The 15341-nt window shown below is 63.3% G+C and carries 11 protein-coding genes; 2 read left to right on the top strand and 9 right to left on the bottom strand.

Annotated elements, in window-relative coordinates:
• Window positions 1-115: 115 nt before the first annotated feature.
• On the top strand, window positions 116-736 hold the full coding sequence (locus K426_RS15090; protein ID WP_066558698.1) for a glutathione S-transferase: 621 nt from the start codon (window positions 116-118) through the stop codon (window positions 734-736).
• A 34-nt stretch (window positions 737-770) separates the two neighbouring features.
• On the opposite strand, the gene K426_RS15085 is transcribed toward K426_RS15090, so the two are convergent.
• The 3 genes from K426_RS15085 to K426_RS15075 all read right to left on the bottom strand — a co-directional run bounded on the left by K426_RS15085 (window position 771) and on the right by K426_RS15075 (window position 3203).
• Window positions 771-1142, bottom strand: coding sequence for a YciI family protein (locus K426_RS15085; RefSeq protein WP_066561837.1), 372 nt, complete (start codon window positions 1140-1142; stop codon window positions 771-773).
• 103 nt (window positions 1143-1245) lie between these two features.
• Complete coding sequence (locus K426_RS15080; RefSeq protein ID WP_237229812.1) at window positions 1246-2097, bottom strand: YncE family protein; 852 nt, start codon at window positions 2095-2097, stop codon at window positions 1246-1248.
• A complete protein-coding gene (locus tag K426_RS15075; protein WP_145907340.1) occupies window positions 2097-3203 on the bottom strand; it encodes an endonuclease/exonuclease/phosphatase family protein in 1107 nt (368 codons plus the stop codon). Before K426_RS15075 ends, K426_RS15080 begins: the two co-directional genes overlap by 1 nt.
• Window positions 3204-3661: 458 nt before the next feature.
• Here K426_RS15075 and K426_RS15070 point away from each other — a divergent pair, with 458 nt between their 5' ends.
• Window positions 3662-6199 (top strand): TonB-dependent receptor, encoded by a 2538-nt coding sequence (locus K426_RS15070; RefSeq protein ID WP_087573385.1) that lies wholly within the window; start codon window positions 3662-3664, stop codon window positions 6197-6199.
• Between the two features lie 51 nt (window positions 6200-6250).
• Here K426_RS15070 and K426_RS15065 read toward each other — a convergent pair whose 3' ends face one another.
• The 6 genes from K426_RS15065 to K426_RS15040 all read right to left on the bottom strand — a co-directional run bounded on the left by K426_RS15065 (window position 6251) and on the right by K426_RS15040 (window position 15315).
• Entirely contained in the window at window positions 6251-7597 is a 1347-nt protein-coding gene (locus K426_RS15065; RefSeq protein ID WP_066558696.1) for a sensor histidine kinase, read from the bottom strand.
• Window position 7598: 1 nt separating this feature from the next.
• Window positions 7599-8282 (bottom strand): response regulator transcription factor, encoded by a 684-nt coding sequence (locus tag K426_RS15060; protein ID WP_335339735.1) that lies wholly within the window; start codon window positions 8280-8282, stop codon window positions 7599-7601.
• Window positions 8251-9711: an alkaline phosphatase family protein gene (locus K426_RS15055; RefSeq protein WP_082748612.1), complete on the bottom strand. Its 1461-nt coding sequence runs from the start codon at window positions 9709-9711 to the stop codon at window positions 8251-8253. The genes K426_RS15060 and K426_RS15055 overlap by 32 nt, the downstream gene beginning before the upstream one ends.
• Before the next feature lie 4 nt (window positions 9712-9715).
• The gene (locus K426_RS15050; protein WP_066558693.1) at window positions 9716-12037 is read right to left on the bottom strand and encodes a TonB-dependent receptor; all 2322 of its coding nucleotides are present in this window, start codon (window positions 12035-12037) and stop codon (window positions 9716-9718) included.
• Between the two features lie 222 nt (window positions 12038-12259).
• Window positions 12260-13009, bottom strand: coding sequence for an SDR family NAD(P)-dependent oxidoreductase (locus K426_RS15045; RefSeq protein WP_066561831.1), 750 nt, complete (start codon window positions 13007-13009; stop codon window positions 12260-12262).
• A 71-nt stretch (window positions 13010-13080) separates the two neighbouring features.
• Window positions 13081-15315, bottom strand: a complete 2235-nt coding sequence (locus K426_RS15040) for an amylo-alpha-1,6-glucosidase (RefSeq protein ID WP_066558691.1) — start codon at window positions 15313-15315, stop codon at window positions 13081-13083.
• Between the last annotated feature and the right edge of the window lie 26 nt (window positions 15316-15341).

The following is a 15341-nucleotide window of genomic DNA, read 5'->3' as shown; positions in this document are numbered from 1 at the left end:
AGCCGATGTCTATCTGTTCCTCTGCGCTGGAACAACGCGTGGGTTGCGGCGATCGCAATGGCTTGATCGAGCGGCGAATTGGGATAAGCGGCAGGGATTGATTGCTGGACGAGCTATGACCGCCATCCTCTACAGTTTCCGCCGCTGTCCCTATGCGATGCGGGCGCGCATGGCTTTGCTGGCAAGCGGCCAGCCCGTGGAACTGCGCGAAGTGGTGCTGCGTGACAAGCCCGCGCAGATGCTCGCTTTGTCACCCAAGGGCACGGTGCCGGTGTTGGCCTTGCCCGATGGGCGGGTATTGGATGAGAGTCTGGACATCATGCGCTGGGTGCTGGCGTGCAATGATCCCGAAGCCTGGCTGGCGGGCGACGATCCCGAATTGATCGCCGCCAATGACGGGCCGTTCAAACATCATCTGGACCGCTACAAATATGCTAGCCGCCATGGGGCGGACCCGTTGGTCCATCGCGCCGAGGCTGCTGCATGGCTCGACAAGCTGGAGGCGCGGCTGGAGCGGAACTATCAGCTATGCGGCGACAGGCGAACGATGGCGGATGTCACCCTGTTTCCCTTTGTGCGTCAATTTGCGGCGACCGATCCGGACTGGTTTTCGGCTCAGCCTTTTCCACGCTTGCAGGCGTGGCTGGCGGGGCATGTCGCGTCGGAGGTCTTCACCCGCGTCATGATCCGCGTTGCAGCCTGGCGGGAGGGCGATCAGCCGGTTTTCCTGCGTTGATTGGCCTTGTCGTTTGTCCCGGCGTCTCCACCCCCTATGTCGGCAAATCGGCCAGATCATATAGTGGCCGGATTTCGATCTCGCTCGGTCCCGGCATGGGATTGGGGCAGCGCTTCACCCAGGCGACCGCCTCGTCCATGTCCTTGACTTCCCACAGCCAGAAACCGGCGACCAGTTCGCGGACCTGCGCGAAAGGCCCGTCGATGACGGTGCGGCCGGCGCCGTCGAACGCGACGCGCTTGCCTTGGGAGGAGGGCGTGAGGCCGTCGGCGGTGAGCAGGACGCCGGCCTTGGCCAGTTCGTCATTGAATTGGCCCATCGCCTTCATCGCTTCCATCGCCTCGGGCGTGGGGGCGAAGCCCCGTTCGCTGTCTTCGGTGGCCTTTACGAGCACCATCACGCGCATCATCTGTCTCCTGCTTCCGGCAGCATCAGAGTGTAGGAGAAGTCCCGGATGATCAACAGGCTCGGAGCCGCAGATGCGCTTCTCCGGCATGCATCGATTGCGGCTATCGTTCCGCCGGGGCGGGAGCGATCTCGCTGGCCACGACCATGTTCTTCGCCCGGTCGATCGACCAGAGGCGGCGCGGCTGCACAGGATCCCAGTCGATCGCCTGTCCGGGCGTTGCGATGCCGATGGTGCGGCGCAGCTCCAGCGTGGAGCCCGCTTCCGGGAAGGCAAGTTCGTAAAGTTCCGGCCGGTCATGGCCGGTCACGTAAAGCCGACCGTCCGCACTCCAACTGGCGCCCGAGCAGCTATAGGGGGTGAAGCGGGCCAGCACTTCCGGCGGAAAGGTCCAGGCGGCCTCCTGCCGGAATCGGTCGTCCATGCGGACCAGCAAGGTATAGCGCGTGTCCCGGCCCGGCTCGCCGCCCTTGCCCGCATAATTGGCGAAGATCGCCCACCATTTGCCGTCATGCCGGTCCAGCGCCGTCAGCGATCCGGGGCCGAAACCCAGGCTGACCGTGCGGACATGGCGCAGCGTGGCGGTGTCGAAAAATTCGACCGCGCTGGTCTGCGGCACCGCCGGATAGTTGGACGCGGCGCAAACCAATTCGCGATCCACCACGGTGCAACTGTTCATATGCGGGAAAAGCCGCCGTTCCCCCTGCCATTGGGCGACGCGCTCGCCGGTGGCGATGCGATATTTGCCGATCCGGTCATTGTCGATGGCATAGATGAACCTGCCGTCGGACGCCGCGCCCTGATTGGCTTCGGGGGCGGTCATGCGGAATGTCACCGGGGACGGAGCGGGCGACGGGGCGTCGGATGGCTGCGCGCCTGCCATGCCGCCGATGGCGGGGATCATGACTGCCGCCAGCAGTGCGGCGGACAAGCGTCCCAGGGGGCTGCGGTACATCAATGCATGTCTCCCAGGCGGGTGGGCAAGGGATCGCGATTGGCGAAGTGGACTGGTTCATGCAAGCGGCGGACCGGCGTACGGTAGCGGATGACATAGCCGAAATGATCTGACAGCGGTTCGCCTCCGGCTTCGGTGCCGAAGGGTACCCGCGCCTGAAGGACAGTCAAGGGCATGTCCTGTCCGTCGCGGGCGAAGATCCAGTCCTTGCCATGTTCGACCGCGTGGAGCAGGTCGAGGCGCGCGCCTTTGTCTGCGGTCGTCTGGGCCAGGGCTTGGCGGGCGCCGTCGAGAGCGGGCGCGACAAAGCGCAGGCCGGACCGGGCGAATCCCGTGAAAAAGGCGGTCCGGCGCTGCATGTCGCTGCCGATATTCATGTCGCCGCCCAGGATCAGCGCCTGTCCTTTGGGCACATGGCGGGCCACGAATCGGGCCATCAGATCGACCTGCCGCCCAAAGGCCTGCTGCGTTCGCTCGACGGGCACCATAGCCGCCTTGCGTGCATTCAGATGCGCATTGACGATGCTGATGGGGCCGGTGCCCGGCACATGGAGATGGGCGATCAGCACCCCTTTGTTCGCCATGCAGTCCAACCCGGCGCAGGCGAAGTCCGGAAAGGCCATCCGATCGATCCCCGTGATCGGATAGTCGGACAGGATCATGAGCCCGCTGCTCAACGATTTCCCCATGCGCTCGCCCCGGTCCCAGCGCGCTGACTGGAGATAGGCGATGTCGGCTGCGTCCGTTGGGGCGTTCGTTCGAAGTCCGCTATCGGGGCCGAAGGCGATGTTCCTATAACCGGCCTGTTCGGCAAGCGTCTGAGCTTCCGACGAGAAAGCTTCCTGCAACAGCACGACATGGGGTTGTTGGCCCGCCTGGCGCATGGCCGCCAGTCTTCCGCCGATCCGGCTCAGCGCTTCGTCGCGGCCCAGGGCCAGCGGCCAGGGCAATCCCTTGATGTTGTAGGTCATGACGGACAGCGCATGGCTGTCCGTCGCCGCCGTAGCTGGCGCCATCAGTGCAAGATGCGGATCTTCCCTGCCTGATCCTGACGTGGCAAGCATCGCCAGCCCGACGAAGAGCAACGGCTGAAATGCCTTGAGCATGATGATGACCCCCCGCTTTGGGGGCGCAACTAGCAGGTCATTGAGTCAGAGCAGTGGCGGTAGCGCTGCAATGGGATGAAATTTAAAAGTCGACCTTTTCACCGAAATGCAATCTGTCTGTCATGATTTCGTTTCGGAATGGGTATATTCCGGTTCGGTCCATGTCTCTCATTTTTATTTATCGTTGAAAATAATTTTGGATAATTCATACAATATAATGAAATATAGTTTGATTTATTGAGAAATAATTATTGATAATAATCGATAAATTCACAATTCAATTTTTGATTAAACTGAAATATTATTTGATAATTTCTATAATAATATGAATTATGAAACGAAAATTACAGGACATGTAGAGTTATTGTTACAATCAATGTAACAAAAATGTTGTGATCGAGACCTAATGGCGGCCCCGCAAAACATCCACTCGATGGATTTGAAAAGGGGTTACACGCATGATTCGTCCTTCCGCCTCCTTGCTGCGCGCGTCGCTTTGCGGCCTGCTGCTGGCGTCGGTTTCCGCGCCTGCGCTGGCCAGCGCCGCGACCGATGAGCAGCAGCCCGTCGATGCCGCCGCCGCCGTCGACGACGCCGGTCTCGGCACGATCGTCGTCACCGCCACCAAGCGCGAAACCAATTTGCAGGAAACGCCGATCTCCATGGCGGTGATGAGCACCGAGGCGCTCAAGGACCGCCATGTGTCCAGCCTCTACGATCTCGCCGACGGCGCCGTCCCGTCGCTGCGCATCGCGACCTTCGAAGCGCGCCAGTCGGCCCTGACCATCGGCATTCGCGGCATCGTGCCGCTCGACGCCAACCAGCCCGCCCGCGAACAGGGCGTCGGCATCTATGTCGACGGCGTCTATATGGGCCGCCAGCACGGCCTGAACGCCGCGCTGTTCGACGTCGAGCGCGTGGAAGTGCTGAAGGGACCGCAGGGCACGCTGTTCGGCCGCAACACCGAAGGCGGCGCGCTCAGCATCGTCAGCAAAGCTCCCACTGGTGAGTTCGGCGGCCGCGTTGAAGCGGGTACGGGCAATTATGGCGGCCGGACCGCCGATGCCCACATCGATTTGCCCAAGATCGCAGGCTTCTCCGTCAAGCTGGACGGCGTGATCCAGCATCAGGACGCCACCACCCGCAACCCGATGGCGGGCCAGGCCGGCTGGAACTATTACAACCGCAAGGGTCTGCGCGCTGCCGTGCGCTGGCAGCCGACCAGCACCATCACCAACGACTTCTCCTATGATGTCGCCAAGGATGAGAACACGCCCTTCTACAGCCAACTGCTGAACTACAATCCCAATGGTTGCCAGGGCACCACTGCAACTAGCGCCAGCACGCTGCAGTCGGCTGTCCCCGCCTGCTATCTGCCGGGCACCAACTACACCGACCTTACCGGCACGGTAAAACCGCGCCTGCCCGGCCTCGTCACCAATGGCGACACCCGCATGGGCGTGGCCGACATCGGCGTGCCGCAGCAGGTCAGCGTCGACAAGACGCACGGCTTCACCAACTTGCTGAAGTGGGAAGTCTCGCCTGAGATCGAACTGCGCTCGATCACCGCATGGCGCGGTGTTGATGCGACCCAGTGGGACAATAGCGGCGGTGGCCACCGTCCGCCGGTGGTGGCCAACCAGGCTGCGTGCACCCTGGCCCAGCCCTGCGCCTTCAGCCGTTACAGTCTTGCCGACCTGCGTCAGCGCCAGTTCAGCCAGGAACTCCAGGCCGTCGGCACGGTCGGTTCGATCGACTATGTCGCGGGCTTGTTCTACTTCAATGAACATGTCAGCGACGATGCCGCAACGCCCAGCTCAATGGGCCTGGCTCTGGTTGGCGGCACGCCGACCTATGTCCGCATCCCGTTCTGCACCACGTCCACGCCAGCCTTTGTCGGCTCGGCGGTCAATGGCTGCTCGATCGACCGCGCTTCGGAAGTCTGGTCGAAGAGCTATGCCGCCTATGGCCAGCTCACCTGGAACGCCACGGATGCTCTGCACATCACCGTGGGCGGCCGCTACACGCGTGACGAGAAGAAGGGCGTCCTGCACTATTCGCGCAACGTGAACTATGACCTCACCCCGCCCGCTGCCAGTGTCGGCTACAAGCCGCTGGACGCGACGTGGAACCGCTTCAACCCGATGGCGACCGTCGCCTATGACTTCAACAAGGATCTGCACGTCTACGCCAAATATGCGACCGGTTATCGCGCAGGCGGCGCCAGCTCGCGCACGTCCAACTATCAGGCCTTCAATCCTGAAGATGTGAAGTCCTATGAAGTCGGCCTGAAGTCGGACTTCTGGAACAACCGCGCCCGCTTCAACCTGGCCGGTTACATCATGGACCGCAAGAACAGCCAGGTGGATATCAGCTCGATCCAGTTCGTGGGGACGAGCAGCTTCAACAACCTCGTCACCATCAATGCGCCGGGCATCACCAAGATCCGCGGTATCGAGGCCGACCTGACGGTGGAACCGATCGATGGGCTGACGCTCAACGCCTCCTATGCCTATACCTATACGAAGATCCCGCCGGTGCTGATCACCGCCACGGATTCGGCGAACCGTTCGACCAGCGTTTACCAGAACTTCTACATCGTCTTCACGCCGCGCAACGCCGCTAGCGGGTCGATCGACTATGCTCTGCCGATTGGCGGCGGCGACACGAAGCTGAAGTTCCACTTCGACGGCAACTATTCGCAGGCCACCCAGGCCTTCGACCAGTTCGCCACGAAGAATGACAGCTCGCTGATCTTCAATGGCCGCATCTCGCTGGCCGACATCGGGACGGGTAATGGCCGCAACCTGACGCTCAGCATCTGGGGTCGCAACCTGTTCAACGAGCAATATGTGTTCCGCCGCGATCCGTCGAACAGCCTGCCGGGCGCGCCCACGGGTAACGTGACACAGGGCAGCGTCAACAACGTCCTGGGCGACTATGGCAATTTCAATGCGCCGCGCACCTATGGCGTGGAAGCGTCCGTGAAGTTCTGATTTCCGAAGAAAGAAAAAGGGGGCCGTGGCTTACGCTGCGGCCCCCTTTTTTCATGCGTGGTGGAAGCGTAGCGTCACCCGCAGTCCTGGCAGCGCATCGCTGAGTTCCAGCGTGCCGCCATGCAGCCGCGTTATGGAAGCGATCAAAGGCAGGCCGAAGCCATGACCCTTGCCCTCCATCGCCCCATTGCCCTCGACGGTCAGACGACCGAAGTGATCCAGCGCGCGTGCCCTGTCCTCCGCCGCGATGCCGGGGCCGTTGTCGGACACGATCAGGGACGTAACCTCCGTTCCCTCTTGCAAGGTGATTGTCATGTCCGTGCCCGCAGGGGTATGCCGCAGGATATTCTCGATCAGGTTGACGATCATCTGCGTCAACAATGGCCGGTCGCCATTCAGCACCGCCGGTTCCAGCGTCAGCGTGGCCATGCGGTGGCCGCTTTCCTCGATCACCGGCTCCAGCGCTTCGATCGTCTCCTCGACCAGCGCGCGCAGGTCCACGGGGGCGAAGTTCGCCCGCCGCGCCCCGCTGTCCACCTCCGCGATGCGCAGCAATGCCGCGAACAGCGCCAGCAGCCGATCGGCCTCCGCCTGCGCCTTTTCTATGCCGGGACGCACACGCTCCGCCCCCGGATCGGCCGCGATCAGGCTGAGCTGATTACGCAGCCGCGCCAATGGCGTGCGCAATTCATGCGCGACGCCGTTGGTGACGTTGCGCACCTCCTCCATCAACTCATTGATGCGGTCCAGCATCCGGTTGAAGGCGGCGGCCTGTCTGTCGAAGGCGGTGCCCGATCCGTCGACCGGCACCCGCTGCGACAGGTCGCCGTCGAATATCGCCTCCACCGTGCGGCGCATGTCGACGATACGCCGCCGCACGATCAGCGTGAAAGTGGTCGCGGCCGTCAGGGCGATGGCGATGATCGATCCGAAGCCGATCAGGTAGATGCGCGCCCGCGCCGCATTATAATGGTCGAACGGCTCGGTTTCCGCGATCACCGCCAGGCGCAGGCCGTTGCCCAGATCCCGCACCAGCACCTGGCCGTGGCTGAGACCCTTGATCCTGTCCGCAACGTCGACCCGCGACACGCCAAGCGGCAATGGCCGGGTCACCCGGACATTGCCCGCGATCTGCCGCCCATTTTCGGACAGGATGAAGCCCAGATCGCCCGTGTCCCGGTCCCGCGACGCGGTCATGATCCGCAGGCCGATGCGCCGCGCCCGATAGGCCTCACCCTCCGGCGCGATCACATTGCTGGCGCTTTCGATGCGCTGGCCGACCAGATGGTCGATCGTCCGGAAGGTCGCGAAATAGATGCCGAAGGCGGTCGCCAGCGTCGCGCAGAGAAAAACCGCAAGGAAGGCGAGCGTCAGCGCCCGCAGCGATCGCAACTGCAAATCATCCCCTCAACATATAGCCGACGCCGCGAATGGTCCTGATGGGATCATCGTCGCCAAATTCGGTGAGCTTGATCCGTAACCTGCGGATATAGGCCTCTACGATGTTGGTCGCCGGTTCGAAATCATAATTCCATACGCGCTCCAGCAACATGGCGCGCGTGACCGTGCTGTCGGCATTGCGCACCAGTTCGGTCAGCAGCTTGAATTCGATCTTCTGGAGGTTGAGCACCTTGCCGTTGCGCCAGGCGCAATGCTTTGTCGGGCTGACGAGCAGGTCGCCTGCGCGCAGCGTTTCGTCCGATCCGTGCTCCACCCAGCCGCGCGCCCGGACCAGCGCCTGGAGCCGGGCGTTGAGTTCGGCCGGATCGACCGGCTTCACCACATAATCGTCGGCGCCGCTGTCCAGCCCTTCGATCTTCTGCCGGGACTGGCCCAATGCGGTCATCATGATCACGGGGGTCAGGATATTATTGTCGCGCAGGCTGCGCAGCACGGCGATGCCGTCCATGCCGGGCAGGATGCGATCCAGGATGATCGCATCGAATTGGGTGCCCGCCACCGCTTCGATGGCGCGCCGGCCATCCTGCACGATGCTGCTGCTATGCCCAATCAGGCGAAGCTGTTCGGCAAGTTGCAGGGCGAGAGGTTCGTCATCCTCGACGATCAGCAGATGCAGGGCCACTTATCCATTCCAATGATGAGATTGTCCCCTGCCGATCGGCCTTAGCATTCCCGTCCTGCAATGCCAATGAAATGCGGGGCCGGACCGATCGAGGCCGCAAGTCGATGGGCGGCTTCCCGGCGTCCGGCAGGCTTGCCCCCATGATCCGGGCCAAGGTGGGGGCAATGGCGCGCATGTCGATCTGGCCCAGCGTCTTGCCCGCGGGAATGTCCTTGCCCATCAGGAGAAAGGTCGACTGCAAATTGGCCGGTCCCGGAAAATAGCCATGCATGCCCTTGACCGGGGCAGGCGCCACGAGCGGCGCGCCCGGTCCGCGAAAAATGTCGGTCACGAAGCCGGGCTGGAGATCGACATAGAAGGCTGCCTGCGGATTGCCGCCCATTTGCGCGATCTGCCCGCGATCCGCGATCCGCGCGATGCCATGAGCGGGATCGGCCGCCAGCCTGTCGAGCAGCGCCCTGACCCGCGCGGTCAGAGCCTGATCCTTCGGCTGGGCGAGCATGATCGCCGCCGATCCGCCGGAAATCCAGGGCATGGCCAGCCAGGAGGCGACCTTGCCGTCCTTGTCGAGCGTGATCAGCTTTTCATCGATGAAGGGACGGAACAGGTTGACGGCGCTGTGCGTCGCCTGGAACCCATGGTCGCTGACCAGCGCGATGGCCGCGTCGGGATGCGCCCTGCGTTCCGTGGCGATGAGCTGGCCGACGATCCCGTCGATCTTCTCCAGCACGGCCTTTGCATCCGGCGTGCCCGGTCCCTTCGCATGCTGCTCATGGTCGAGCGCGGTCAGATAGACGGTCAGGAAATCGGGCTTGTGGTTTTCGATCAGGGCGGTGGCGAAGCGGCCCCGATTTTCGTCGCCGGGCAGGCTTTCGTCGATCCCCATGGCATAGGATGCGCCGGTCGCCCTTTCCAGTTCCGCTCTCAGGCCGGGCGTCGACAGCGCGTCGAGCAGCTTCGCGTCGTCCGCATGGCCGGTGCGCCAGATCTGCGGCAGGTTCCAGGTCACGCCCTTTGCCGCGACGCTGACCGGCCAATGGACGTTGCCGGTGGTGAGACCCGCCTTCGTCGCCGCTTCCCACAAGGTCGGCACCTGTATGTCGGAGGCATACCAGGTCCAGCCGCCCTGATTGATCTGCATGGGATCGAAGCTGTTATTGGCGGTGATGCCATGCCGGGCGGGCGCAACGCCGGTGATCAGCGTCGTATGGCTGGGATAGGTGAGGGTGGGCAGCACCCCCGTCACCCCCGATGCCGATGCGCCTTCCTTGACGAAGCGGCGCAGATTGGGAATGGCAAGGCCGCGCTTGTCCGCTTCCAGCACGTCGCCGGGCCGCAGCCCGTCGATGGAGATCAGCAGGACCGGGTTCGCCAGCGCCGCGCCGGGAAGGGCGGCGAGGGCGATCATAAGCAGCGCGGCCTTGGTCATCGGCTCAGAACCCCGCCTTGAGGGTGGCGAAGAACTGCGCCGGGGCGCCGACCAGCAGGGTCTGCGCGTCGCCGCTATTGCCGAAGCCGCCCGACCCGATGGTGCCGACATAGCGCTTGTCGAGCAGGTTGGTGGCGTTGAGCTGCAATTCCAGATGCGGGCTGAAATGATAACCGACGGTCGCGTCCACGATCACCCGGCCCGGCACTGAGGCATCATTGGTATAGCTGTAATAGCGCCGCGACATGTAATTGACGCCGATCCGGCCATAGGCGCCCTCATGCTCATAGTTGATCTCGCCCCGGGCGATATGTTTGGGGCTGTCCACCACGGTCTTGCCCTTGATCGCCGCGACCAGCGTGCCGTCGCCGTTCACCACATCGTCGCGATAGGTGGCGTCCGTATAGCTGTAGGAGGCGTAAAGACCGAAGCCGCCGCCCAGCTTCAGGTCGCCCGCCGCCTCGACGCCGACAGCGCGGACATTGCCGACATTCTGGAGCGCGGAGGCAAAGCCCTGGATCGGGCTGCCGACCTGCACCGCGAGCAGGCGGTTGCGGAAGTTGACCAGATAAGCGCCGACCACGCCGTTGAAAATCGGCGTGTTGTAGCGCAGGCCCAGTTCATAGGTGTCCGACTCTTCCGGCTTCAGATTGTCCTTGATCGCGTCGAAACCCTTCTGGTTGGTCGAGAAGGGACCGGTCGTCGTGGCGCTGGCAAAGGCGCGGGTCGCCTGGGTGAAGCCGCCGAAGACTTCCGCCTCCGGGGAGAGTTCGACCGCGAAACCGGCATGAGGCTGGAACCAGTCCTCCGCCTTGATGCGGCCCTGCGGGAAGGTCGCTTGGACCACGGCGTCGGCCTCGTTCGTGACCTTGAAACCCTTCCAGCCCAGGTTGATCTTCACCATGCCGAAATCGATCTGGTCCTGGACATGATATTGGATCGTGTCGGTGGTGAAATCGAACTCCCACTGGGTCGCGAAGGGATTCTTCGGATAGTCGCGGAAGCTCAGGCCCGGCTCGGTCCGGCTGGCGAAGGCGTAGAAGCGGCGGGCCTGGTTGAACTTGTTATTCTCATACCAGCCGCCGACCGTGAAATTCTGGATGCCCAGCGCGAAGTCGACGCTGCCGAACACGCCGATCCGGTCCATCTGATATTCGGTGGTGCGCACAGACATCGGCACGCCATTGGGGCTGGGGGTATAGGGCGTCGCCCACAGGCCCATGCCCTTGTTGTTGTGATAATAGCCCTTCAGCTTCAAGCTGGCATGCTCGCCCAGCGGCGCGGAGACGCCGATCGCGCCCAGCCAGTCCTTGCGCAGGCCCGACGCGTCATAATAGGCGTCGTCGGCGCTGGTGACATTGCCGGGATAGACCTGACCTCCGGCAACCAGCGCGCCGCTATAGTCGTAGCGCCCGTCGGGGAAGGGCGACCCGCCGCTGTTGCTGATCCGATCGACGTCGTTGAGGCGGCTGGCATAGTCGATGGCGCGGGCATAGTCGGGATATGTATTGTCCCAGTTCCAGCCCAGCCGCTGGATCATCGACATCGACATGTCCTGATAATCCTGCTCGCGCCGGTCGGAATAGCTGAGCCAGCCGTCGACCGTCACGTCACCGACGGGGATCACGACCTTGGCATTGCCCATATGCTGGTCCTGTGTGCCTTGCCCCTTATATTTATCGGTCGAGCCATAGCCGTAGGAGACATAGCCCCGAATGCCGTCCCGGCTGCCCAGAGCCAGACGGGCGAAGGCGCGCCAAGTCTCGTCGCTGCCATAGGTGAGGTTGCCCTGACCCGAAAGCGCGCCGCCGCTCAGATAATCGGCGGGGTCGGCGGAGAAGCTTTCCACCGTGCCGCCCAGCGCGTTGGTCGCCTGGGTGCCGATGGAACCGGCGCCCTGCGACACGCGCACGCTGCCGATATTTTCCGAACTGATCGCGCGGGTGATGTGCAGGCCGTTATGATTGCCATAGCTCATGTCGCCAAGCGGAATGCCGTCGAAGGTGAAGCCGAGCTGGTTCTGGTTGAAGCTGCGGATGGTGACGCGCTGCGACCATTCATAATTGCCGAACGGGTCGGCCGACTGGAAATTGACGCTGGGCAGCTTTTCGATGGCTTTCAGCGCATTGGTGCCGGGCGTCAGGGTGACGATGTCCTGCGCCTTGATCTCCTGTACCTGGCGGGTTTCGCCCCGGCCAAAGACGATGATGTTCGCGCCTTCGGCGGCGGCATCGGTGGAAGATGGGGCGGGCGCAGGTTCCTGCGCGAAGGCTGGCATGGCGGCCATGGCCGTGGAGGCCATCAGCAGGATGGTGGCGATACGCATGTGGACTTCCCCTTTTTCCGCAATCGTGGATTGGGGGGCGCCCTAGCCGTTCAATATTGCACTGCGATGTGCGGTGCTTGACCGAGGAGAGACAATTTCGTGACGATGGTGTCACAATTGGGCGGTGAACAGCGGCAGTTGAGTGATCGGGCAGGCCATCCTCATCCGTCATGCTGAAACAGGTTCAGCATGACGGATGGGCGGGAGGCCGGAATTTCATTCCTAACCTTCGCGCGCGACCTGGAATCCGGCGAAGGACTGGCTGACCGGCATCAATTCGATCCGATTGAAGTTGAGATGGGCCGGCTGGGTGGCGACCCAGAACAGGGTTTCCGCTATATCGTCCGCCGTCATCGGATTGGCGGTGCTATAAAGCGCGTCGGACGCCGTCTGGCTGCCCGTGCGGACCAGGGTGAATTCGGTTTCGACCATGCCCGGTTCGATCGATGTCACGCGGACGCCGGTGCCGTGCAGGTCCGATCGCAGGCCCAGCGAGAACTGGCTGACGAACGCCTTGGTCCCGCCATAGGCATTGCCGCCCGCATAGGGGTAGGTCGCCGCGACCGAACTGATGTTGATGATCGCGCCCTTGCGCTCGATCAGGCGCGGCAGCAGCTTGTGAGTGATCGTGACCAGCCCGGTGATGTTGGTGTCGATCATCTGGCGCCATTGACCCAGATCGGCCTGCTGCGCGGGCGCGGTGCCCAGCGCCAGCCCCGCATTGTTGATCAGCAGGTCGACATCGGCAAAATCGGCGGGCAGGGTAGCCAGCGCCGCGTCGATGGCGGATTCGTCGCGCATGTCGAAGCTGATCGCGTGAACCTTGTCCGCGCCCAGTTCCGCCACCAGCGCGTCCAGCCGTTCGGCGCGGCGTCCGGTGATCACCACCTTCCAGCCCGCCGCCACGAACCGTCGTGCCGATGCGGCGCCGATGCCCGCGGTTGCTCCGGTGATCAGCGCCGTTCCTGCCATGCCTTTTTCCATCCTTTCAGCCCAATGGCTGGGGATGTAAGCCTATTTCCGGCAATGCCAAGCGCCATTTGTCAGGCAATGGTCACGACGCGCGCCTGGCCCTTTCGATCGAGCGGCTTCACCACCACCTTGTCGCCCATCCGGTCGAAAGCGATGTCGACGGCCGCGTCCCCCACGCGCAGCCCGTAGAGCGTGAGTTCATCGATGAAGCGGGGCAAAGTGGGCTCGCGCAACAATATCTCCGCGGCGCCGACATCGAAGCCGAGGCCCAGGCTCGACTGGATCAGCGACAGGGGCGCCGCTGCCGACCAGGCCTGCGGGCTGCAAGCGACCGGGTAGAAGGTCGGTCCCTGCGCCCGTCGCCGGGGGAAGCCGCAGAACAGTTCGGGCAGGCGCATCAGGTCGACATAGGTTGCCGCCGCGAACAGCCCTTCGAAGATCTTCGCCGCCTGCGCCGGGTAGCCGTAGCGCGAAAAGCCCGCCGCGATCAGCGCATTGTCATGCGGCCAGATCGAGCCGTTATGATAGCTCATCGGATTGTAGCGCGCCTCGGTCGAGGCGATGGTTCGGACGCCCCATCCCGAAAAGGAGGCGGGCGCCATCAGCGTATGGACTACCATCTCCGCCCGCTCTTCCTTGGCCAGCCCGGTGAACAGCACATGGCCCGCATTGGAGGAGCGCACGCGGCAGGGCCGTTTCTCGCCGTCGAGCGCCAGCACATAGGTGCCGATCCCGGCATCGAAAAAGGCGGCGTCGAACCGCTCCCGCAGATCCTCCGCCCGCGTGCGATAGTTCAGCGCCTTGTCCGGATCGTCCAGCATGATGAAGATCGCCTCGGCCGCCCGCCAGGCGCCGTAGACATAGGCCTGCACCTCCGCCAGCGCGATCGGCCCGCGCGCGATGCTGCCGTCGGCGTGGAAGATGGAATCATGGCTGTCCTTCCAACCCTGATTGACCAGTCCCTGATCGGTGAAGCGCCCATATTCAACGAAGCCGTCGCCGTCGCGGTCGCCATGCTGGTCGATCCAGGCCAGCGCGGCTTCGATATTCGGCAGGATGGAGGCGATGAACGCGCTGTCCCCGGTCCGCTCCAGATAGGCGCCTGCCAGCATCACGAACAAGGGCGTGGAATCGATGCTGCCATAATAATGTCGGAAGGGCACTTCGCCCAGTTCGGCCATCTCGCCATGACGCACTTCGTGCAGGATCTTGCCCGGTTCGGCATCGGCGGTGGCGTCGAACGCGGTCGCCTGATGCGCGGCGAGATAGCCCAGCACGCCCCGGCTGATCGCCGGGTCCATCCATAAGGTCTCCAATGCGGTGATGATCGCGTCGCGCCCGAACACCGTGCTGAACCAGGGTATGCCCGCATAGGGGTAGGGGCCATATTCGGTGTCGGTCGACAACATGGAGATGTCGGCCACGGACCGCCGGGCGACTTCGTTGAAAAGCTGGTTGGAGGAGCACAGCGTCGCGCCGCGCGATCGCGCCTGCTTGAGCGCCTGCATCGATTCCCGCAGGGTCTTGAGGAAATATTTGGAAAGATCCCCGACGGGCTGCTCCTTGGGCTGGCAGCAGATATTGAGATAGATGGTGCGCCGCTCGTCCGGCGGCACCGTCACCTGGAACCGGGCCTGGCTCTCGGTCAATGTCTGGGGGACCGGGTCGAAGCGCAGCAGCGTCTCGCGCCGCTTGTCGTCCCGCCCGTCATAGCCCAGCAGCACGGCGTCCGCGCCGATCACCGGCTCCCGCAGCGTGCCCCGCCGCAGCCGCGTCATGCCCCGTATCTCGAAGAGGTCCGCGAAATCGGCGGCAAAGCCGATATTCACCTCGACCGTGCGGATTTCGGTGTCGAAATTGCGGATGGTGATGCGCTCATGCACCGCCCCTTCCCACAGGAAGCGGGTGCGGCGCAGGTGGATAAGGTCATGCTCCACCGTCACCCGGTCGTCCCCCCCGGTGAAGTCGGGATTGGTGAGGTCGCATGTCAGCATCGCATTGTCGTCGCGAAGCCCGGAACTCAGCAGGATCGGCCGCGTGTCGTTGATGGTGAGGTAGAGATGCGACAAATGCCGCGTGTCGCGGTGATACAGTCCCTCCGGACTGCCCGGCCCAGCGATCGCATCGCCGCTATGGTCGAAGACGGCGAAGCTGTCCCCATGTTTCAGCGTCCGGGGGCGGCGTTCATGCAGCGACGCCGTGGCCGGAATGAAGAACTGGGTCTGCGCCTGCGACAGAGCCTGTCCGGGATTGATGTTCTGGACTGACGGGCCTGGGTTTTCCGGCTGCAACTGGCTTGCCGTCATGCCACTCTCCTGTGATCGTTTCGAAA

This window comes from Sphingobium sp. TKS (genome assembly GCF_001563265.1).
In the GTDB taxonomy this organism is placed as follows: Bacteria; Pseudomonadota; Alphaproteobacteria; order Sphingomonadales; family Sphingomonadaceae; genus Sphingobium.
This window is presented reverse-complemented; position numbering and strand designations above follow the sequence as displayed.

Bases quoted from the DNA above. Each gene is read 5' to 3' on its own strand.
- K426_RS15090 (WP_066558698.1), top strand. From the start codon at position 116: ATGACCGCCATCCTCTACAGTTTCCGCCGCTGTCCCTATGCGATGCGG.
- K426_RS15085 (WP_066561837.1), bottom strand. From the start codon at position 1,142: ATGCGCGTGATGGTGCTCGTAAAGGCCACCGAAGACAGCGAACGGGGC.
- K426_RS15080 (WP_237229812.1), bottom strand. From the start codon at position 2,097: ATGTACCGCAGCCCCCTGGGACGCTTGTCCGCCGCACTGCTGGCGGCA.
- K426_RS15075 (WP_145907340.1), bottom strand. From the start codon at position 3,203: ATGCTCAAGGCATTTCAGCCGTTGCTCTTCGTCGGGCTGGCGATGCTT.
- K426_RS15070 (WP_087573385.1), top strand. From the start codon at position 3,662: ATGATTCGTCCTTCCGCCTCCTTGCTGCGCGCGTCGCTTTGCGGCCTG.
- K426_RS15055 (WP_082748612.1), bottom strand. From the start codon at position 9,711: ATGACCAAGGCCGCGCTGCTTATGATCGCCCTCGCCGCCCTTCCCGGC.
- K426_RS15050 (WP_066558693.1), bottom strand. From the start codon at position 12,037: ATGCGTATCGCCACCATCCTGCTGATGGCCTCCACGGCCATGGCCGCC.
- K426_RS15045 (WP_066561831.1), bottom strand. From the start codon at position 13,009: ATGGCAGGAACGGCGCTGATCACCGGAGCAACCGCGGGCATCGGCGCC.
- K426_RS15040 (WP_066558691.1), bottom strand. From the start codon at position 15,315: ATGACGGCAAGCCAGTTGCAGCCGGAAAACCCAGGCCCGTCAGTCCAG.